Source organism: Sphaerospermopsis aphanizomenoides BCCUSP55, assembly GCF_001586785.1.
GTDB classification, from domain to species: Bacteria; Cyanobacteriota; Cyanobacteriia; order Cyanobacteriales; family Nostocaceae; genus Sphaerospermopsis_A; species Sphaerospermopsis_A aphanizomenoides_A.
In genome coordinates this window covers 1-21,088 of record NZ_LUFH02000060.1, presented here as the reverse complement: position 1 = coordinate 21,088, position 21,088 = coordinate 1, and the positions used below count along the sequence as shown (strand labels likewise).

At 37.9% G+C, this 21,088-nt stretch carries 23 protein-coding genes; 17 read left to right on the top strand and 6 right to left on the bottom strand.

Features of this window, described 5'->3' with window-relative positions; translation table 11 throughout:
• Nucleotides 1-62 precede the first annotated feature (62 nt).
• From A0J48_RS15995 to A0J48_RS15980, 4 genes are all read left to right on the top strand, one after another.
• Nucleotides 63-1,544, top strand: a complete 1,482-nt coding sequence (locus A0J48_RS15995; RefSeq protein WP_200324694.1) for a thioredoxin-like domain-containing protein — start codon at nt 63-65, stop codon at nt 1,542-1,544.
• Nucleotides 1,545-1,652: 108 nt separating this feature from the next.
• Entirely contained in the window at nt 1,653-2,165 is a 513-nt protein-coding gene (locus A0J48_RS15990) for a KGK domain-containing protein (protein ID WP_200324692.1), read from the top strand.
• Nucleotides 2,166-2,176: 11 nt separating this feature from the next.
• Nucleotides 2,177-2,365, top strand: coding sequence for a DUF4089 domain-containing protein (locus tag A0J48_RS15985; RefSeq protein WP_200324691.1), 189 nt, complete (start codon nt 2,177-2,179; stop codon nt 2,363-2,365).
• Between the two features lie 18 nt (nt 2,366-2,383).
• Nucleotides 2,384-3,745 (top strand): AtzE family amidohydrolase, encoded by a 1,362-nt coding sequence (locus A0J48_RS15980; protein WP_200324689.1) that lies wholly within the window; start codon nt 2,384-2,386, stop codon nt 3,743-3,745.
• Nucleotides 3,746-4,079: 334 nt separating this feature from the next.
• On the opposite strand, the gene A0J48_RS15975 is transcribed toward A0J48_RS15980, so the two are convergent.
• The 4 genes from A0J48_RS15975 to ltrA form a co-directional block, all read right to left on the bottom strand.
• Nucleotides 4,080-4,607: an NAD(P)H-quinone oxidoreductase subunit J gene (locus A0J48_RS15975; protein WP_200324687.1), complete on the bottom strand. Its 528-nt coding sequence runs from the start codon at nt 4,605-4,607 to the stop codon at nt 4,080-4,082.
• On the bottom strand, nt 4,600-5,334 hold the full coding sequence (gene ndhK / locus A0J48_RS15970; RefSeq protein WP_200324685.1) for a photosynthetic/respiratory NAD(P)H-quinone oxidoreductase subunit K: 735 nt from the start codon (nt 5,332-5,334) through the stop codon (nt 4,600-4,602). Before ndhK ends, A0J48_RS15975 begins: the two co-directional genes overlap by 8 nt.
• Nucleotides 5,325-5,687 (bottom strand): photosynthetic/respiratory NAD(P)H-quinone oxidoreductase subunit C, encoded by a 363-nt coding sequence (gene ndhC, locus A0J48_RS15965; RefSeq protein ID WP_200324683.1) that lies wholly within the window; start codon nt 5,685-5,687, stop codon nt 5,325-5,327. Before ndhC ends, ndhK begins: the two co-directional genes overlap by 10 nt.
• A 133-nt stretch (nt 5,688-5,820) precedes the next feature.
• Nucleotides 5,821-7,518: a group II intron reverse transcriptase/maturase gene (ltrA, locus tag A0J48_RS15960; protein ID WP_200324681.1), complete on the bottom strand. Its 1,698-nt coding sequence runs from the start codon at nt 7,516-7,518 to the stop codon at nt 5,821-5,823.
• 842 nt (nt 7,519-8,360) lie between these two features.
• Between ltrA and A0J48_RS15955 the strand changes: the two genes are divergently transcribed.
• The 6 genes from A0J48_RS15955 (at nt 8,361) to A0J48_RS15930 (ending at nt 10,649) form a co-directional block, all read left to right on the top strand.
• Nucleotides 8,361-8,705 (top strand): rubredoxin, encoded by a 345-nt coding sequence (locus A0J48_RS15955; protein ID WP_200324679.1) that lies wholly within the window; start codon nt 8,361-8,363, stop codon nt 8,703-8,705.
• A gap of 122 nt (nt 8,706-8,827) precedes the next feature.
• Complete coding sequence (locus A0J48_RS15950; protein WP_200324677.1) at nt 8,828-9,850, top strand: photosynthesis system II assembly factor Ycf48; 1,023 nt, start codon at nt 8,828-8,830, stop codon at nt 9,848-9,850.
• Nucleotides 9,851-9,950: 100 nt separating this feature from the next.
• Nucleotides 9,951-10,199 carry a cytochrome b559 subunit alpha gene (gene psbE, locus A0J48_RS15945; protein ID WP_200324675.1) on the top strand — a complete coding sequence of 83 codons (249 nt, stop codon included), beginning with the start codon at nt 9,951-9,953 and terminating at the stop codon, nt 10,197-10,199.
• 9 nt (nt 10,200-10,208) lie between these two features.
• Nucleotides 10,209-10,346 carry a cytochrome b559 subunit beta gene (gene psbF, locus A0J48_RS15940; RefSeq protein WP_013190556.1) on the top strand — a complete coding sequence of 46 codons (138 nt, stop codon included), beginning with the start codon at nt 10,209-10,211 and terminating at the stop codon, nt 10,344-10,346.
• Nucleotides 10,347-10,355: 9 nt separating this feature from the next.
• Nucleotides 10,356-10,475, top strand: coding sequence for a photosystem II reaction center protein L (locus A0J48_RS15935; protein ID WP_081462709.1), 120 nt, complete (start codon nt 10,356-10,358; stop codon nt 10,473-10,475).
• 54 nt (nt 10,476-10,529) lie between these two features.
• Complete coding sequence (locus tag A0J48_RS15930; RefSeq protein ID WP_200324672.1) at nt 10,530-10,649, top strand: photosystem II reaction center protein J; 120 nt, start codon at nt 10,530-10,532, stop codon at nt 10,647-10,649.
• 258 nt (nt 10,650-10,907) lie between these two features.
• Here A0J48_RS15930 and psaI read toward each other — a convergent pair whose 3' ends face one another.
• Nucleotides 10,908-11,048, bottom strand: a complete 141-nt coding sequence (gene psaI, locus A0J48_RS15925) for a photosystem I reaction center subunit VIII (protein ID WP_200324670.1) — start codon at nt 11,046-11,048, stop codon at nt 10,908-10,910.
• Between the two features lie 97 nt (nt 11,049-11,145).
• The gene (locus tag A0J48_RS15920; protein ID WP_200324668.1) at nt 11,146-13,485 is read right to left on the bottom strand and encodes a hypothetical protein; all 2,340 of its coding nucleotides are present in this window, start codon (nt 13,483-13,485) and stop codon (nt 11,146-11,148) included.
• A gap of 507 nt (nt 13,486-13,992) precedes the next feature.
• On the opposite strand from A0J48_RS15920, the gene A0J48_RS15915 reads away from it, so the two are divergent.
• From A0J48_RS15915 to A0J48_RS15885, 7 genes are all read left to right on the top strand, one after another.
• Complete coding sequence (locus tag A0J48_RS15915) at nt 13,993-14,484, top strand: hypothetical protein (protein WP_200324666.1); 492 nt, start codon at nt 13,993-13,995, stop codon at nt 14,482-14,484.
• A 591-nt stretch (nt 14,485-15,075) separates the two neighbouring features.
• Entirely contained in the window at nt 15,076-15,744 is a 669-nt protein-coding gene (locus tag A0J48_RS15910; RefSeq protein WP_200324664.1) for a pentapeptide repeat-containing protein, read from the top strand.
• 365 nt (nt 15,745-16,109) lie between these two features.
• Complete coding sequence (locus A0J48_RS15905; RefSeq protein ID WP_200324663.1) at nt 16,110-16,934, top strand: NAD-dependent epimerase/dehydratase family protein; 825 nt, start codon at nt 16,110-16,112, stop codon at nt 16,932-16,934.
• 21 nt (nt 16,935-16,955) lie between these two features.
• Entirely contained in the window at nt 16,956-17,885 is a 930-nt protein-coding gene (locus A0J48_RS15900; protein ID WP_200324661.1) for an alpha/beta fold hydrolase, read from the top strand.
• 167 nt (nt 17,886-18,052) lie between these two features.
• Nucleotides 18,053-19,207, top strand: a complete 1,155-nt coding sequence (locus A0J48_RS15895) for an iron-containing alcohol dehydrogenase (RefSeq protein ID WP_200324659.1) — start codon at nt 18,053-18,055, stop codon at nt 19,205-19,207.
• A 177-nt stretch (nt 19,208-19,384) separates the two neighbouring features.
• Complete coding sequence (locus A0J48_RS15890; RefSeq protein ID WP_200324657.1) at nt 19,385-20,626, top strand: alpha/beta hydrolase family protein; 1,242 nt, start codon at nt 19,385-19,387, stop codon at nt 20,624-20,626.
• A gap of 77 nt (nt 20,627-20,703) precedes the next feature.
• On the top strand, nt 20,704-21,088 hold a 385-nt coding region (locus tag A0J48_RS15885; protein ID WP_200324655.1), incomplete at its 3' end, for a hypothetical protein.

Sequence of the window (21,088 nt, the reverse complement as noted above, 5' to 3'; positions counted from 1 at the left end):
TTGGGATTGATTTTTTTCAACTCAACCGACATTGATAACAAAGTTTTGAATTTTTAATTACCATGATTCCTCGTGTTAGATCACCAGAATTACCACAAAATTATCCTTGGTTGAATACTGATAAACTTTTATCTCTAAAATCACTGAAAGGTAGAATAGTCATTTTAGATTTCTGGACATACTGTTGTATTAATTGTTTGCATATATTACCAGATTTAAAACATTTAGAACAAAAATATCAAGATATTGTCACTATTATTGGTGTTCATTCTGGAAAATTTGACAACGAGAAAGAAATTGCAAATATCCGTCAAGCCATATTACGTTATGACATTGAACACCCAGTTTTAGTAGATAGTGATTTTCGCGTTTGGGAAAATTATACAATCAAAGCCTGGCCGACTTTAATTATTATTGATCCACAAGGATATGTGATTGGTCAATTTGCTGGAGAAGGACATCTACCAGTAATTGAAAATCTTATTATTCAGACTCTGCAAAACAATCCGAATAATATTAATTTTCAAAAACTGGAATTCACATTAGAAAAACAGTGTCACCCATTAAATACACCTTTGGCTTTTCCGGGTCAAGTTTTGGCTACACAAAACGGGTTATTTATTGCTGATTCTGGACATAATCGTATAATAATGAGTACCTTAGAAGGTGAAGTAGTTCATATAATTGGTACAGGAAAACCTGGCTGCAAAGACGGTAATTTCCAAGAGGTAGAATTTTCTAATCCACAAGGAATGACCTATGATGATCAACATCAAATTATCTACATTGCTGATACTCACAATCATGTTTTACGCAAAGTTGATATTCAAAATCAAGTAGTAGAAACAATTGCCGGAACTGGTAAACAAAGCCAGATTATATATCCTCATGGTGGTCAGTCCCTAGAAATAGCATTAAATTCACCTTGGGATTTAGTGAAAGTTGGTAATTTTTTATTTATAACAATGGCTGGTTGTCATCAAATTTGGCAAATGAATCTAGAAACAAATATCATTCATACTTATGCAGGTAGTGGTGCTGAAGGTTGTGTCGATGGTAATTTTCAAGAATGTGCATTTGCTCAACCAAGTGGTATGAGTACCAATGGTAAAGAGTTATTCATTGCTGATAGTGAAGTTAGTTCAATTCGGGCTGTGGAAATAGCAGAAAATGGCCAAGTCAGAACTATTTGCGGTAGTGGATTTTTATTTGGTTTTGGTAATGAAGATGGAATAGGTAATAATGTGCTGTTACAGCATTGTTTGGGAGTGGAATATTTTGATAATAATCTGTGGGTTGCAGATACATATAATAATAAAATTAAATTGGTCAATCCTAATACTGGTGAATGTAAACAGATTTTATTATGTAGTGAGATAGAACCGTTTTCCGAAACTTCTGGGTTTAGTGCGATGTGTTCATATCTATATAATAGAGATACAAATAATCATCTGATGCACCGGATGAATTTTGAAAATTTAAAAGTGATGACAATGGAATTTTCCGGTTTATGTGCGCCTAGTATGTGTTGGAATCATGTATAATTAGGGTTTACGTATTTTTAGCGTTTGATGAGTACACTGATATGATATCTTTACTAAAAGTATGTCTTGAGATGTAATGATTACCCATCTTTATTGAGGAAGATAGATATGACTGATAAATTTATTCCCTTAGAATGTAATGATGATGATGTGTTATTGTTTAATGATAATGCTTCTACAGTTAAGAATTTTATTTCCTTATTAGAAAAAAGTTTTGAAGAAAAATTATTTTGTAAATTTAATGATAGTACACAAAATATTATTGGTGATATGTTACAGTATATTTCAGTCGCTGCACCAGGAAGTTGTGGAAGTTTAGCACATTTTAAATCTAGTGAAATTAAATGGGAGTCTGATAGAGAAGGAGTAAATTGCAAACTTTTGCGAATAGGTGCTTCTGGGTGGCAACCTGGCAAACTGAGAATTAATACAAGCATTAAAATTATATCCAAAAAATACACAGATTATCGAGGAAGCTCATCCTCTAGAGATGAACCTGTAATTAAAGTATATTTAGAATTTTGTCTTGATCAACTAGAAGAAAATGAATCACCTTTAGATGACATAAGAAAAATCATAAATAATAGCCCCATTTCAATCACAAACGAGGATGTAAATTGAGGATACAAAGTATGAATGATGCAAATTTTAATCCCCAAGAATATATAAACCAAATGTCATTATTATTGGATTTGAAAATTAATGATGAATATAAAGATGAAGTTGTCAAAAATTTTCAGAGAATCAAATCAATAGCAGAAATAGTTAATAAATTTCCTTTAGCAGAAGAAATTGAAATCGCACCAATTTTTGAACCATAGATAATCCTGTTATTAACCATGAATGATGCTGTTGATATAGCTAGAAATGTATTATCAGGTCAAGTTAGCGCAGTAGAAGTTACTCAAACAGCGTTAGGGAAAATTTCTGATAGGAATAAGGAACTAAATTGTTTTACCACAATTACCGCAGAAACAGCTTTACAAGATGCAGCACATATTGATAAAAAAATTGCTGAAGGTAAAAATCCTGGTGTGTTAGCTGGTGTACCTTTTGCAGTTAAAAATTTATTTGATATTGCTGGGTTAACAACTTTAGCTGGGGCAAAAATTAACGCTGAAAATTCTCCAGCTACCCAAGATGCAACCACAATTACTAGGCTAAAAAAAGCTGGTGCGGTGTTGCTTGGTGCGTTAAATATGGATGAATATGCTTATGGGTTTGTGACAGAAAATGCCCATTATGGTGCAACTCATAACCCACATGATGTACAACGAGTAGCGGGGGGTTCTTCTGGTGGTTCTGCTGCTGCGGTTGCTGGAGGTTTAGTTCCTTTTACTTTAGGTTCAGATACTAATGGTTCTATTCGTGTTCCTGCGGCTTTATGTGGTGTGTTGGGTTTTAAACCTACTTATGGCAGGTTATCTCGTGCAGGCGTAAAATTATTTTCTAGCAGTTTAGATCATATCGGCTATTTTGCCAATTCAGTGAGAGATATTGCAACGATATTTGATGTTTTGCAAGGTGTCGATGAAAAAGATCCAGTTTGTACAAAACGTCCTCCTGATTTATGTTTACCACAAATAAATAATGAGATTTCTCAAATTAGAATTGCAATTGTAGATGACTATTTTACTCAAAATGCAACACCGGAGGCTTTAGCAGTAGTTCAAAAAGTAGCTGATGCCTTGAATGTTACTGAATATGTAACCATACCAGAAGCAAAAATTGCCCGTGCTGCGGCGTTTGTCATTACTGCTTGTGAAGGCGCAAATCTGCATTTAGAGAAATTAAAATCCCGTCCTCAAGATTTTGACCCTGCAACACGCGACCGCTTTTTAGCTGGTGCATTAATTCCTAACCATTGGTATATTCAAGCGCAGAGGTTTAGAAGATGGTATAGAGATAAAGTTAAAGAAATATTTGCAAATGTAGATATAATTATTGCTCCGACAACACCCATTACAGCCCCATTAATCGGACAACAAACTATGATATTAGACGGTGCAGAAATTCTCGTTCGTCCGCATTTGGGTTTATTTACACAACCATTATCTTTTATTGGTTTACCTGTTTTATCAGTACCAATTCAGCAACAAAATCACCTACCTTTAGGAGTACAATTAATAGCTGCACCCTATAATGAGGCATTAATTTTAAAAGTTGCAGCAGTCTTGGAAAATATAATATTAAGTACCTAAGCAAAATTAATTGTACATATTGATTGAAAACAAAAATGTCTGTATTCCTTACCCATTCCCTATTCCCTCTTCCCTATTCCCTCTCCTAACTATAAAATTTATTTTGCACGACTACTTATAATTATTCTATTGAAGATAGTAAAAAAATATTAGGACTTACGCAAAAAAAAAACGAAAAATAAGGTTTTCGGAGGATAGGTTCATCAAAGAAAAAAAACCCCTACACCCTACACCCTACACCCAGTCTCAACTGTAGCTTCTTTGTCGCCCCGTCAAACAATACCCCTCTCCGCCACCGGAAAGGGGTAAATTACAGATTCAAACTCAGCACTACCTAATAAGCATCTTGTAACTCGTAGAAATCAGGCGAGATGTAATCCTTCCGCAAAGGCCAACCCACCCAATCTTCTGGCATTAAAATCCGCTTCAAATTAGGATGACCTTCATAGATAATGCCATACATATCGTAAGACTCGCGCTCTTGCCAGTCCGCAGTCTTCCAAATCCAGTATACTGAAGGCACAGTTGGATTTTCTCTAGGTAAGAACACTTTCACCCGGACTTCTTCCGGCTTATCAGCATTATCACTCACTTTTACCAAGTGATAAACACTTACCAAATCTTGTCCTGGACCTAAATCAATACCTCCTTGAAACTGGAGATAATTAAATCCATAAGCATACAAAGCTGTAGCAGTAGGCAGCAAGAAATCTGCGTCTACCTTAATAATCTCTACCCCATTAACATCTGGGGCTAAAGATTCATGGTCAAAGCCATTTTCTGTTAACCACTGGGAAACCTGACCCGCAGGAACTATAGACTCTTCAGCGGCAGGAACTATTTTAGATTCTTCATCAGCCACGTTTTTGTTCCTCCTTGGTCTGTGCTGTTAGCAGCGCGGGGGGTACAGGCATACCAATTGCTTCTGTCAATTCCTTTGGTGGATTGAAGCGGGTTTCAGATTGTAAATACTTACCAGTTAAAATCTCTGGAACTGGCTTCATATTGTGAGTGGTACTGTAGTAGCGGTGGGTTTGCTTAATTTGACCCCGTTCTTGCATCGAATCATTAGCAATTTTCTTCCGCAACTTAATAATTGCATCAATAATTGCTTCTGGACGTGGAGGACAACCGGGCAAATACACATCTACAGGAATTAGCTTATCAACTCCACGCACAGCACTAGGAGAGTCAACACTGAACATCCCGCCTGTAATTGTACAAGCACCCATCGCAATTACATACTTGGGTTCAGGCATTTGTTCATAAAGACGTACCAATTGAGGAGCCATCTTCATGGTAATTGTGCCAGCAGTGATAATTAAATCAGCTTGACGGGGGCTAGAACGGGGAATTAGACCAAAACGGTCAAAGTCAAACCGAGAACCAATTAAAGCTGCAAATTCAATAAAACAGCAAGCTGTACCAAACAGCAAAGGCCACAAACTAGAAAGCCGCGCCCAGTTGTAGAGGTCATCAACAGTAGTCAAGATGACGTTTTCTGACAGTTCTTGAGTAACTGTAGGACGATGAATGGGGTTGATGATTTGCTCTTTGTCCTGGGTGGTTATATTAGAATTCAAGACCATTCCAAAGCTCCTTTACGCCATGCGTAAACTAAAGCGACTACAAGAATCGCAATAAAAATTAACGCTTCAATAAATGCCAATAAGCCTAGACGATGAAAAGCTACTGCCCAAGGGTACAAGAACACAGTTTCCACGTCAAAAACAACAAAGACTAAGGCAAACATATAGTAGCGAATGTTGAACTGAATCCAGGCTCCCCCGATGGGTTCCATGCCGGACTCATAAGTGGTGCGTCGTTCTGGACTGTAGCTACTAGGTCTAAGAAGCTTGGACGCTGAAAGCGCCAGGGCTGGTACTAGGCTACAGAGGATAAAGAAGCCAAGAAGATACTCGTAACCGCTGAGGACAAACACAATAGATATGTACCGATTATGGTGAAAATAAGGCTGTGATCGGGTAGGTCAGGAGCATTTCTGCTCCCTTCCCCCCTCAGAACCGTGCGTACAAGTTTCCAAGTACACGGCTCAAGCAAGTCAAGTGCTACTTTTAGATTAATACTTCTTCTGGTGGAGAAGAGTATTTTACTTTAATGGAATGGATTTGTTGATGGCAGTAGTAATGCACTAACTGTAGATTGGCAAGGTTATTTTTGCCTTTCTGGTATCGGGGAGTGACGTGGTGTCTGTGAAGAGTTTCACCATTAAATAGAGATTCATGACACACAGGGCATAGATAGTCCTGTTTTTTTGCTATCTTTTGATTACTAGGTTCTAGAGTTTTGGATTTATTCTTTTCTCTTTCTACCCAGTATTTTCTGAGTTCTGGGTCATCGGGTGAAGATGTACCCTTAACTAGAGTGTGTCTCTCTATATTGAACCAACTGAATTTTAACAAGACTTTACCGGACTCTTTGTTACCAAAGACCCAGTTATCCATCCTGTCTAGGTTTAATCTTCCCCAATATCTCTTCTCCCGCCACTTGTCTGATTTGTTTGGGTGCATTCTTTTGGTGTATCTTTTCTCCCTGGTATACATCCAGCTATCCAATTTGCTGAATGTTTCTGAAGAAACCCCTATGCGGAGATAGTTAGCTATTCCCCTAATAATGGGGTTTAGTTGATCTATCAGATAGTCAACGTTCCGGCTTTTGTTTTCCAGCCATACTTGTCTGAGTTTATTCCGCACGTTTTGCATGGTTTTTTGACTGGGTTTTATCAGCACTTTGAATCCTGTTTTAGTGTTGGATACTGGGTAGTGTCTGACATTGAATCCAAGAAAATCAAAACCTTTTGTTAGGTGGACGATTTTTGTTTTCTCATCAGAGAGGGTAAGTCCTCTGTCTTTCATCCAATTCTTCAGAATTTCTACTGATTGTTCTGCGTCATCTTTTGTTTGGCAGAATACTACAAAATCGTCGGCATATCGGACAATAGCGCGTTTACTAATTAATTGACCTCTATTGTCGTATTTTATGCCTAGTGCCTTTTCCAGTCCATGCAAGGCTATATTGGCTAGAAGTGGGCTAATTATTCCACCTTGGGGGGTTCCCTTTTCGGTTTCGTAAAAAGCTCCTTTGTCCACGTACCCAGCTTTTAACCATAGGTGAATTAATTTCTTTGCAGGGAAATTTCCTATGGTTTTCATTAGGGGTTCATGGGCAATATTATCAAAACATCCTTTTATATCAGCATCCACTATCCATTTTTTCGTCTTGTTAGAACGAGCAATTAGGTAAATTTTTCCTATTGCGTCATGGGCGCTTCTGCCTGGTCGGAAACCATAGCTACTGCCTTCAAATTTGGATTCCCAGTATGGTTCCAGTGCGTTTTTTACAATCGCCTGTAGACAGCGGTCTATTATGCTAGGTATTCCTAGTGGACGTTTCTTGCCATTAGCTTTGGGGATATACACTCTCCTAGTGAGGTAGGGTTTCCAGGGGATGAATTTTGTTAGTATGTCTACCAACAATCCTCTGGCTGCTGGTGTTTTTACTACCAGCTTGTCTACTCCAGGGGTGTTTTTGCCTTGGTTGATTTGTGTTACTTTCCTTATTGATACAAGGATGTTTGAGTAACTTCTCATTAGCAACCTTTGCAGGTTGCGAACCAATTTCAACTTCCCAGACCTTGTAGCCTTGAAAATTCTTTGTCTCAATCGCCTAACTACCTTGTTGACTTTGCGCCAGTTGACACGATTCCATTGGGTAGTTCTCTCAGTTACGTTCGCATTCCTCACGGATTGCATCCAACTTTTCCTTTTGAGTTCGGTAATTTTACATTGAAGTTCAAGAGACTCACCTGCCATACGTCAGCACCCTTTCGGGTTGGGTATTACCCTATCTGTCCGGTTATTTATTCCCGTTGCCTTTCGGCAGACAGCTTTCGCTTTTTATGGCATCTTTTTCCCACTAGGGAATTCAGGTTGAATTACTCCTTCCTTACTAGCGACTTAGGTCTAGCCGCTAGACCCCATTGGGGTTACTTCGTTCCACACGCATGAGATGCGATTGGGTTAGGTACTCTCTCTATTCCGGGGAATTTTTGGTGTCCTAACATTGACACGAGCAGGATCAATGTCTTTTTGGTAAGAAGGAAAGTGTCTTCTTACTCTTTTTCCCAACACTGTCGTTGTACCAGTTGATTGGTACTAGCCACTTACGAGCAGCCTGATGTTAACGAAACCTCAATGAGAGTTCATTTTCATTTACCTTACCAATCTTCCTCTTGCCTCCCCCCAAATGTGGTTATCAGGATGGTTGGGCTTTTCTCTTTAGCTTTGAGACAAGGTAATTGCTTACTTTGCCCCTAAGAGATGAGGACAAGCATTGGACACTTGCTCGTAAATATCCTTCGGACTTCGGTGCATTCTATTGCTTAAAAACCTTATCCAGTAAGGATATTTAACTCATTACGTGCGACATCGAATCGCACACTTTCTTTTACATTATATCTTTTAGGGTTTTCTGGAATCTGGGAAACAGACGGGCTGAGTGTATTTGATTCAGTTTTGGGAATGATAGAAAAGTCTAACAATTATGTCATAATTTTTAACGTATCTTTAAGATTTCCATCTGAGAGGCTTTAGCCATGAGCGAACAAGCTGAACAAGCTATTGAAACTCCTGTGTTAGATAGGTATGAGTGTCGCTCTTGCGGTTATGTTTATGAACCTGAAAAGGGAGACGACAGCCATGATATTCCTGCTGGGACATTGTTTTCAGAACTACCTATAAATTGGCGTTGTCCAGTATGTACAGCCAAAAAGGTAGCTTTTGCTAACATAGGTCCTGCGGGTACAGCATCTGGTTTCACAGAAAACTTAAGTTACGGCTTGGGTGTAAATAAACTGACACCAGCCCAAAAGAACATCTTAATATTTGGCGCTTTAGCCCTTGGATTCTTGTTTTTTATCAGTCTTTACGGCTTACAATAAAACCCCCTTGGGGAGATGGGGAGATGGAGAGAATAAAAAATTATTTATTCCCTATTGACTGTCACCTGTCACCTGTCGCCTGTTCCCTTAATTCAAATTTCGATAAACACTAAAAAATACTGATGCATTCAATTGTAAAAAAGTGGCAAGGAATATTTGCCGCATTCATAGTAATCCTAGCCTGTATCGGCTGTAGTAAAGTTCCCTCTACAAGCTTTAATCCCTGGCAAGTTATCAGTGTGCCAACAGAGGAAAAACTGTTTGATATTGCTTTTACTGATAACCCCAAACATGGTTATTTAGTTGGTAGCAATGCTACCCTGCTAGAAACTAATGATGGTGGAAATACTTGGCAATCGCTAAAATTGGCAGTTGATGAGCCAAAATCTCGATTTGACTCTGTCAGTTTTGCAGGTAAAGAAGGCTGGATAGTGGGAGAGCCTTCAGTGTTGTTACATACTACTGATGGTGGTAAATCTTGGTCTAGCTTACCCTTGAGTCAAAAATTACCTGGTAGCCCAATTTTAGTAACAGCACTGGGTGAAAATACAGCGGAAATGGCTACTGATGTGGGAGCTATCTATAAAACCACAGATGGTGGTCAAAATTGGAAAGCACAGGTAGAAGCGGCTGTTGGTGTGGTGCGTAACTTGGATCGTGCCAGTGATGGTAGATATATTGCTGTTTCTGCTAAAGGCAGCTTTTATTCAGTGTGGGAACCTGGAGAAAATGCTTGGGAACCCCATAACCGTCTAAGTTCTCGGCGGTTAGAAAATATGGGTTTTGCTGATAATGGCCAGTTGTGGTTGTTAGCACGGGGAGGTCAAGTTCAATTTAGTGATTTGACTAAACCTGATGAATGGCTAGATGTAGAATATCCAGAGTTGTCTACGAGTTGGGGTTTACTAGATTTAGCATATCGGACACCAGATGAAATCTGGATTGGTGGTGGTAGCGGGAACTTGCTACGCAGTACGGATGGTGGTCAGACCTGGAAAAAAGACCGGGATGTGGAAAGTGTAGCGGCTAATTTGTACAAGATTGTATTTTTTAGCCCCGATCAAGGTTTTATCATTGGTGATCACGGCGTTTTGCTCAAATATAATCCTAATGCCGAAGCAAGTTCTCAACCAGAGGCCGCTTAGGTGATAACCTTTTCTGAGAAGAACGTTGCAACTTGTAACTCTTTCTAAACTTTGTAGGATAATAGACTCAATAATAGTTTTTGCAAAGGTAGTCATTTAAATGTCAGGTACCACTGGAGAGCGTCCATTTTCGGACATTGTTACCAGTATTCGTTACTGGGTAATTCACAGCATCACCATTCCAGCTTTATTCGTTGCTGGTTGGTTATTTGTCAGCACTGGTTTGGCTTATGATGTTTTCGGCACTCCTCGTCCTGATGAGTATTTCACTCAGGTACGGCAAGAAGTGCCAATCGTCAGCAACCGTTATGAAGCTAAAAAGCAAGTAGAAACATTTATCCAAAAGTAGTTTGAAATCATGGCCAGCGGCAATAACATCAATCAACCAGTTACTTATCCAATTTTTACAGTCAGATGGCTTGCAGTTCACACTTTAGGTGTGCCAACTGTCTTCTTTTTAGGCGCGATCGCCGCAATGCAGTTTATTCAACGCTAGGAGCAAGTCATGGAAAGATCACCTAATCCTAATCAACAACCTGTTGAATTAAACCGTACTTCTTTGTACCTGGGACTTTTACTAATTTTCGTTCTAGGGATTCTGTTTTCCAGTTACTTCTTTAACTAACTGGGACTGTCGTTACTATTTGCTGTTGACTTATTGTTAAGGGAGGAGAAAACTGTGTCTGGAAGTGGGAGAATTCCCCTGTGGGTTGTCGCTACAATCGCAGGTTTAGGTGTAATTACTGTTGTAGGTATTTTCTTTTATGGAGCCTACGCCGGATTAGGTTCTTCTTTGTAGTTCTAACCTGATCCGCATTTTTGTTAAAAAACAAACATCAAAAAACCGCCTTTCTCAATGAGATTGGCGGTTTTTTAGGTTAAGGAGGTAGGTGACAGGTGACAGGTGACAGGTGACAGGTGACAGGTGACGGGTGACAGGTGACAGGTGACAGGTAAGAGAGGAAGAGTATATTTCTCTTAAACCCTAAACCCTAAACCCTAAACCCTAAACCCTAAACCCTAAACCCTAAACCCTACACCCTACACCCTTTTGTAATTAGGCGATATCTTCGCGTTCAATGTATACAAATAAGAACGCAAAAACTGTTGCTGGTAAAACCAGACCAGTTAAAGGAACAAAGATGGAAGGTAAGAATGAAGAATAAGCTAGGATGGAGGGCAAAAATGAGCCTGACATAGTAAAGAATCCTTTGAAGTCACACTACAATTCAAAATGAGCTTACTGCAAAATTCTGACTATTTTTGCAAATTCTCAAGATTTTTAACAGTGGCGTTTACAAATCTAATAATTCATCTAGCTGCATACTCGGTAAGTTAGGCGGAATAACTGTCTTGACTGTTGTCACCTTGTGGCTTTCCTGCTGGTTGGTTAGATCGAGAGCGATCGCACCGACAAGGATTTCCAAGCATCCAAAGGGTACAATTAGTTGGGTAATGGCTTCCCAATTTCCCCAAGGTGTAGGTCGCAAGTCTTTGAGCAGATGGGGACCATCTAGTAAAGCACGAGTTTGGTAATCTTCAACCCATAACTTTATCGCTAATCCAGACCCCACTTCAGACAGTTCTAAACGTAATTTGATAGATGTACCCGCCAGTAATTCACCACCGGGTAGAAATAGTTGGGGCGTTGGTAAATATTTTGGCAGTGTTGGTGATAAATTGACTAGTTCTGATTGCTGTTCTGCAAGAGGCTGGTTTTTATCCTCATGGCTGTCGGTAATATATATATCGTCCATAACAATTTCTTGGGACAACCACGACGGTATGTTTTGAGGTTGTTCTTGTTCTGGGGTTGGTTCATCTAAGTCCAGACGAAGATGTTCTGGAATCTCCTGTTCTGGTTCTTCTATTTCTGCATCTAAACTTAAATATAACTCGGTTTCAACGGCTTGATTTTCCGTACTCAGAGTTAAAGCCGACTCTGGGTGTGATTGATCACGATCATTACTATCATCTTGGTATTCTAAAGTGATACCTTCAGGTAAGAAGTATCCTTGGTTCTCCATCCATTTTTGAATGAGAGGAGATTGGGCTGGAGTATCTGTTGTGATTAATTCCTCAGTATCTAAAAGAGGAAATTCCGTCATAACCCTAGACTCATCTTCACTTTCATAACTGGGTAATAATTCCAGTGTGTTTTCTGTCTTGGCTAACTGAATTTCTGGAGAATTTGCAAGCTGGATTTGAGTTTCTTGTTCCAGTTCTAAATCAGGTTTTAAGCGTTTTAAGTAGGGAAAACCAGTTTTTACTTGTTTGATTACTAACTTTTCTAGATTAATAGGAGCGATTTTACTAGTTTTTTTAATAGCCCCTTCAGATAATAGGGATTCTACAACTTGATTTTTGTTAATTTGCGGTAATTTCGGTAGTTCTGGTGAAACCCCATCCCAGACAATTTCTGATTTAATTCGTGGTGGTAAAGGCTTGTTTGCAGAGGGCTTTAAAATATGGAACTGAGCTAATTTAGGAGTTTTGGCCACATTGAAAAGTTCTAAACTCACCTTGATCGGTTTTTCTGTGTCGGTAGCATTAACTGGATCTGGTGGTTTGTTGCTTTCCGTTAATTGGTCTGGTGTGTTAGATTTGGGAAAGGTGACAGACAGTAATTCGCTGACATCAGCTGTAATTGTGAAAGTGCGACTACCTAAAAGTTGAATTCTTTCTTCATTATTAACTGCACCATATAAATTAATTTCTGCCAAGATTAATTTGGATTCACACTCAGTCGGAATATCAATTGAGGTAGTGAAGGTAAAAGGTAGAATTTTATTTGGTAAAGACTGGCTAAATTGAGTTAAGATATTTGACTCTAGGGGCGATCGCAGTTCAATAACTAGTTGTAACTGGTTAACGCTGCTGATAGATAATCTTTGCTCTTCCAGATGATCTGCTAGATTCACACCACCATTTAATGTTAAGGTTTTTCCCCAACGACTAATATAGATGTCCTGTTCTAGATATAACTGAATTAATGGAGGTGGAGATACTGAATCAAAGTCCTCAAGTGCTGGATCTTCCTCTGGGGATTCTGGGTTGGGTAAAGCTAAATCGATCAAGCTTTGTAATAGCTGCTCTGCTGTCTCACCTTTGAACAAGACTGGACTGACAGGCTGATCAATAATTATATCTTCTGTTTCTGTTAATAAAGTATTGATGTCAAGGCTGGGGAGTGAAGTAATGGCAGATTCATCGTGGGGAAATAGTTTTACCTCAAGTTCTGAGTCAAATTGACCACTATCACCCAGATATGGGCGCTCTGTAACTTCTTCGGGCAAGACTTTAATCAGTAGACTATATTGCCAGGATTGACCTAGCATATCCGTCATCAAGTCCCCGGAGCATCGTAACTCCCAAATTCCCTGTTTAAGATCAGTAAAGGGAATAACTGCCATGAGTCCATCTGCATTAGTGCGACGCATACGCTTAAAGATTCGCCGCTTTGGTGGTACTTCCTGAATTGAGGAGTGAGTTACCCGTACTTCTACATCTGTGTTTAGCAGGTGTGAACGTGCCAAAACTCTGTACTTACCTGCTAAAATTTGCAGAGTTGGCGATTCCAGGGTTTGCCAAGTGCGATCGCCCTGTTTCTGTATCAGAAATTGCCAGTGTTCCATTGTGAATAATACCCAAACCGAAGATCAGCTTATTTATATTTTGTATTAGCTTGCTTGCAAGTTTAACTCAGTAATATGTAATTACAGAACAGGACTTACGCACAGAATTGATCGGTGAAGACTGGGTGTAGGGTGTAGGGTGTGGGGTGTAGGGGGTTTTCTCATTCCATTTACCTATCCTCTGAAAACCTTATTTTTTCGTTCTTTTGTGTAAGTCCTACAGAAGAAGGAGTTGAGGAATATGGCTTACTAATAAGCTACGCACTTCAGGAGCAAGAATTCATTTTTTTCCCCATACACCATGTACCCTGCATCTAAAATGGTGAAAAATCAGACAATTAAGGATTTTTAGTTGATTTATTATTAACAATAATAATTTTGAAAAAAGTAAGTATAACGAATTGACAAAACGAAAGTATGTAACATAAATAAAATTTACCAAAACCTTTTGCCTGTTGCCTGATCACGCCGATAACTTTTAACGCCAACCTACTTAGCAGTTTGATTATGCCCAATGTGAAAATTTTTTCTGCATCTTTAAACTTTCAAGGAGATTACCCTTGCCCTGTGTGCCGGGTCGGTAAAATTTCTCAGATGCCACTAATGGAGGCGATGTCTTGTGACTTTTGCCACGAAATTTTTACTGTCAATTTGGAGTTACAACAAATCAAAATGCCTTCTCGACAACCTCCTTTAGTTTGGCGGTGGAATGGCTTTAAATGGACTCAAGCCCAACTAGAAGGTATGGAATTAGGTTGGGGTTATGTGTTAGCTGCAATTGCTTTTGTCGTTTTACCTACTACTTTGATTGGTATAGCAGCTTATTATTTTCCACCAGATCCTCATGTACCCCTTTCCTGGATACCATATATCTGGACAATCCTCACTTTTTTGTTACATTTAGCAATTATGATTTGGATTTTTATTGAAGTTTATCAGATCCCAATTGGGTCATATTTGCGAGCGGTTAGTCGCTGGAGAAATGGTGTAATGAGATGATTTTTTGCATTTTCACATTTTCAATGCCAGAACAAAAGCCGATGCAGTTGAGTTTCTAGTTAGTATAATTGCCTACAGCACTAGGCGGAAGCAACATTGCTCTTTAAACACCAGTTTAAACCAAGTTAAACCTGCTGCAAAAGAAGTAGATTGATTGAATATCTTTAATGAAAGTGAGCGATCGCATTGAGTTTGAGTATATAGCCGTGGACAGGGTCGTGAGGACATCAATTGTTAACGAAGGCAGAGGGCAGAAGGCAGTTTTTGTAAAGGGGATTTGTAGCCCGCGCTAAAAACTTTTCGTCTGAAACGGCGTTAGCGTAGCGGGACGAAGTCCGGTTTTAGAACTGATTGTTTCGATCATGAAACTCCCATGACAAGAGGGTTTTACTCCTGACTCCTGACTCCTGACTCTTGCTATACATTAACGCAATACTTTAGTATCCAGTGATACAATAAGTGATATATGACACAGTTACCCAGATTTATCCGTAGAGTCTAATCCAAAATCCAAAATCCTGTTAGAGGATGAATGATGGCTTTTCACTCATAATTAATTTAATTATTATTTGTTTTTCACCAACACATAGTATGAGCGAACTGGAGCGGTATTACAGAGTCTTAGAATTGGAGCCTGGAGCAACACTAGAAGAAGTCAACCAGGCTTATAAAGATTTAGTGTTTGTTTGGCACCCTGACAGACTCCCTAAAGACAATCACCGCTTGCAACAAAAAGCTCAAGACAAGCTCAAAGCCTTTAATGAAGCTCGTGATAAAATACGTTCTTTAAAGGACAAGTCTCAAACTGCAAATTATTCTAAACCAACTCAACAAAAAAAACCATCTTCAAGCTACAATCAAACACCACAAACAAACTATCAACAACCAAATCAGAATCCAGACTTAAGTGGCAAAGATTTTAGTCGAGCTAATTTAAGTAACAAAGATTTATCAGGCAGAAATCTGAGTTATGCCAATTTGAGCGGTTCTAATCTCAGTGATACTTTTATGCACAAAGTGAATCTTAGAGGTGCGGATTTATCGGAAGCCAATTTGTTTAGAGCCAACCTACTGTTGGCAGATTTGAGAGAAGCAAATTTACGCTCGGCTAATTTAATTGGTGCGGATCTCAGTGGTGCTGATTTGCGGGGTGCTGATTTGACAGGTGCTAGGATTCGTTCAGGTGATCGCTTGCTGGTCAAATTGATTGGAGCCAACCTAGCTGGAGCTATTATGCCTGATGGGGTAATTCATCGCTAAACCCAACCAGAGTTAATAAAAAATAAAGAATTGAGTTAACACTACCTACAATATGGGAGACTTAGTAATATTCCTGAGAATATGAAATCAATGAAATGGTATCTTATGTAACGAAAAGACTGAAATATTTTGTAGAAAGCTACTTTTCTGGGGTGATAGAACTTTGGATTTTAGATTTGGGATTTGCAATTGTCAAATATAGACGATAACTGCTTTTACCCCATCCATCTGTCGTCATAACTTTTAAACTTGGTATTATTTAAATAATACTGGGTAAAGTAGTAAAAAATCACTTCTTAAAAACTCTTGTAATATCAATTTTTGCTGCTTGAGGCTGATAAGTAATTTTTTGTGTTTAGAACATCATGAATATAGCAATAATTGGTTGTGGTTATGTTGGTTATGCTGTTTCTCAATATTGGCAGCAAAACAAAAACTTTATTATTACTGCAACTACAACTACTACTGAGCGTGTACCTGGATTACAAAAAGTAGCTCAAAAAGTTATAGTTACCCAAGGAAATGATTTAGAATCTCTAAAAACAGTATTACAAAATCAAGATGTTGTTCTATTAAGCGTAGGTGCTAAAAGTGCAACAACCTATGAAGACACCTATCTACAAACAGCAAAAAATCTAGTTTCCATATTGCGTACTTCTCCTAATGTTCATCAATTAATATATACAGGAAGTTACTCAGTTTATGGAGATAGAAATGGTGTATGGGTAGATGAAGAAACACCACCAGCACCAGCTAATTTAAATGCTCAAATTCTCCGCAAAACAGAAGATGTTTTACTTTCAGCAGAAAATGAAACCCTCAGAGTTTGTATTTTGCGGTTAGGGGGAATTTATGGACCAGGTAGAGAATTGGTAAAAATATTTGGAAGATTAGCAGGTGCAACTCGTCCCGGTAAAGGTGAAGATATTACAAATTGGGTGCATTTAGATGATATTGTTGGGGCGATAGAATTTGCTCGTCATCACCGCTTACAAGGAATTTATAATTTAGTTGATGATTCCCATCTTAGCAGTCGAGAATTAATTGATAATGTATTAACAAAACATAATTTATCTAATGTGATTTGGGATGCAACCAACAAGAGTAACCGCCCTTATAATACGTGGGTGTCTAATCAAAAGCTAAAAGACGCAGGATACGAGTTTATCCACCCACAAATCATTTTTTAGCAGCTATTTCAATTCAGTATCATGCAATCGCCAATTGTAGATAATTCCTCTGTTTTAACAGCATCTCCCACCCAGTTTTATACTTGGCAGAATTATCGCTGTGCTTACGAAATACATCAACCGATAAATTCTGCTTCTGGAGGTATTCCCTTACTATTAATTCATCCTATTGGTGTAGGACTATCACGGCAATTTTGGCAGCGATTTTGCCGTGAATGGTATGATACAAATCATGGCAATATCATTTACACCCCTGATTTATTAGGATGTGGTGAAAGTGATACACCCAGGAAAGCATATAAACCTATTGATTGGGCAAAACAGTTACAGCATTTTTTACAAACATTAGTAAAAACACCTGTAATTTTATTGGTTCAAGGCGCTTTATTACCAGTAGCAATTGAATTGGTGAAATTAGAACCAAATTTAATTACTGGACTGATACTTTCTGGTCCAACACCTTGGAGTGTGATTACTAAAAATGCAGCTACATGGAGACAAAAACTGCTTTGGGCTATTTTTGATTCACCCATAGGTAATGCTTTTTTTCGTTATGCACGCACCCGCAAATTTTTAGTTTCTTTTTCTACAGAAAGACTTTTTGCTGCTAGTGATGCTGTCGATGAGGAATGGCTAAATACCTTATTAACAGATGCTAAAAATATGGGTGGGCGCTATGCAGTATTTTCCTTTTTAGCGAGATTTTGGCAACGGGATTATACCAGTGATATTAAAGCAATTAAACAACCGACATTAATAGTGTTGGGAGAGAAGGCATCAGCTATTAGCAAAGAAGGTAAAACAGAAACAGCCGATGAAAGAATGGCTGATTATCTAGCCTGTTTATCTCAAGGACGAGGGATAAAAATTAAGGGAAGAAATGTTTTACCTTATGAATCAACTGCTGATTTTGTAGCTGCAATATCTCCATTTATTCATGAGTTATCTTGATGATTAAACAGTAATGATTTAGAAAGCATCAAAAAATGCAAATCTAAGGTGAACATTTAGTTAATAGAAGGTAAACATTTAGTTACCAAACTTTAATACAGGCAAGGTAATGGAGAAACTGATTATAATAATCAAGGCGAAATCTCATTACCTCGTCTGACTCAATCATGGAAAACTTTGTTTTTTACAATCCTGTTAAAATCCTATTTGGTCAAGGTCAAATTGCTAAGATTGGGGACGAAATCCCCGCAGATGCTAAAATTTTGATGACCTACGGTGGCGGTAGTATTAAAGCTAATGGCGTTTATGACCAAGTAAAATCTGCGTTAGCTGGACGGAATTTAATTGAGTTTGGTGGTATTGAACCTAACCCCTGTTTAGAAACCTTGATGAAAGCAGTGGAATTGGTGCGGAAAGAAGGCGTTGATTTTCTGTTGGCAGTGGGTGGTGGTTCTGTTGTAGATGGAACTAAATTTATTGCTGCTGCTGTTCCTTTTGTGGGCGATCCTTGGGATATTTTAGCAAAACGCGCACCTGTAACTGCGGCTTTACCCTTGGGTGTGGTTTTGACACTACCAGCAACTGGTTCAGAAATGAATGTGAATTCGGTTGTTACCAAATGTGAAACCCAAGAAAAACTTTATTTCGGAAGTCAATTAGTTTTCCCTCGCTTCTCTGTCCTTGATCCAGAAACAACATTTTCTTTACCTCCCAGACAAATTAGTAATGGAATTGTTGATGCTTTCACTCATGTGATGGAACAGTATTTAACCTATCCGGTAAATGCACCATTACAAGACCGCATGGCTGAATCAATTTTAAAAACTTTGATTGAAGAAGGTCCTAAAACTTTAGCTAATACTACAGATTATGATGCCAGAGCGAATTTAGTTTGGTCAGCGACAATGGCGTTAAATGGTCTAATTGCTGTTGGTGTTCCTCAAGATTGGACAACTCACATGATTGGTCATGAATTGACAGCTTTACATGGTTTAGATCATGCCCAAACTTTGGCAATTGTGTTACCAAGTACGTTGACAATTAAACGCGATCGCAAATGGCAAAAACTTCTACAATATGCAGATAGAGTTTGGGATATTGTCGGTGGTTCAGAAGAAGAACGAGTAGATGCAGCAATTACTAAAACTCGTGATTTCTTTGAATCAGTTGGTGTCCGCACTCGCTTATCTGACTATGGTGTGGGAGTAGAAACTATTCCCGCAGTCATTGAGAATTTAGAAAAGCATGGGATGACAGCTTTGGGTGAAAATAAAGATGTTAATCTGCAAGTTGTTGAGAAGATTTTAGCTCTTTGCGCTTAGAAATTAAATAATTAGGTCAGGCTTTTGTCTGACCTTTATCTACATTTCTTGCTGAATGAGTGATGAAGTAGTTTAAAATGTTGTTGAGGCAGAGCCTCAAGTTTAAGTTTTTTATACAAGTATTCCTAATTCAAAATTAACAAATTATAATTGTGCTGCTATTACGAGAATACAGCAATGCTTATACTTTTTATTCATGGTGTCGCAGAATCAAAGGTTAAATTTGCAGAACCTCTCAAAAAGTTAATTCAAACAGAGTTCTCCCAAAGAGGTCAAAAATTACCTCATTTTCATTCTGGCTTTTATGCAGATATTTTAAATAATAAAGGTAAAGTATGGAATTTTATTCATCAAGACTTACAAAAATTTCAACAAGAAAATCCTTATGTTGAGAGTCAGTATATTTTAAGAGGTAAAGATTTAAGAGAAGGTTTTATATCTGATTTTGTTGGTGATGCGTTTACCTACTTAAACTTTCAAATAGGAAAGAAAATTAGACAATCCATAACTGAACATTTAGAAGATTTTATCACCAATCACTCACAGGAAAAAGAGTTACATATAATTGCCCATTCAATGGGAACTGTAATTTTATGGGATATGTTGTTTTCAGATAACTTTGAAAATAATGATCCAGCTTTTAAGTTTAGAGAATTAATTAATGATCAGGTACAACTAAAAAGCATTACTACAATGGGTTCACCAGTAATTTTATTTAATATGCTTTTAGATATTCCTACTGAACAAGTGAAGCTGAAGTGTCAATCATTTAAATATCCTTTGCGGTGGTTAAATATTATTCATTCTTCAGATATGATTGCTTATCCGATTAGTTCTAGCTTAGAAGTCAGAAAAAATTATAATATTAGAGTCACAGATAAATTTATTGTTGATAATGCCAATAATTTAGAAATTTTAGTGCGTCAAATAGCGAATTATCCAGGTATTAAAGATATCACTTCTATAAACAAACTGCTTGATTTAGGTGCTATTGCTACTGGTGCAGCAGACGCTCATATTGGATATTGGAATTGTCCACAAACAGCTAAAATGATTACAGAAAATATTTTAGGCAATGAAGAAAAAATTATTAATTTGGTAATTAAGAGACTGGAAAAAGTTCCTGGTATGACAACTGTTTCTCATAATTTGACAGAAAGTATAGGAAAAAATATTCTAGAAACTAAAAATATATTCAATATTTTAAATCCTATCAATACAGTAACAGAAGATTTTACATTTATTGATGGAAGTGGAAGATTAAGATTAAGAGATAATCTTGCCCAAGTTCCTCATGTTACTGTTTATGATCCCACATATAAATGTCAATTTCGCGGTTATGTTGGTTTGATTCATGCTGATGGTTTAAGAGAGGAAATTAAATATTTAAAACAGAGATATGGTAAAAAATTAAATTAAAATTCAGAGTTTAATAAAACAGGATATACTTAAACTATCAATATCTCACTCAGTAAAAATTAAATTATTCATTAAACATGACTAATGCAACTGTCACCCTACAAATACCCGAAATTATTTATCAAAGATTAGTCAATACCGCTCATGCTACTCAACGTCCTTTAGAAGAAGTTATACTACGTGCCTTACAAGTAGGTATTCCACCAATATGGGATGATGTACCAGAGGAATTTCAAGCGGAAATTGCAGCTTTAGATAAATTAGATGATAATACTCTCTGGCAAATTTTCCATAGTCATAAAACAGCAGTAGATATGGAAGAATATAATAATTTACTAGAAAAAAATTCTAGTGGTGCATTGACAGAAATAGAAAGATTAAATTTAATATCTCTCCGACACGAGGCTAATCTTTTTATTTTAAGTAAAGCCCAAGCCGCAGTTTTACTTCGTTGGCGAGGAT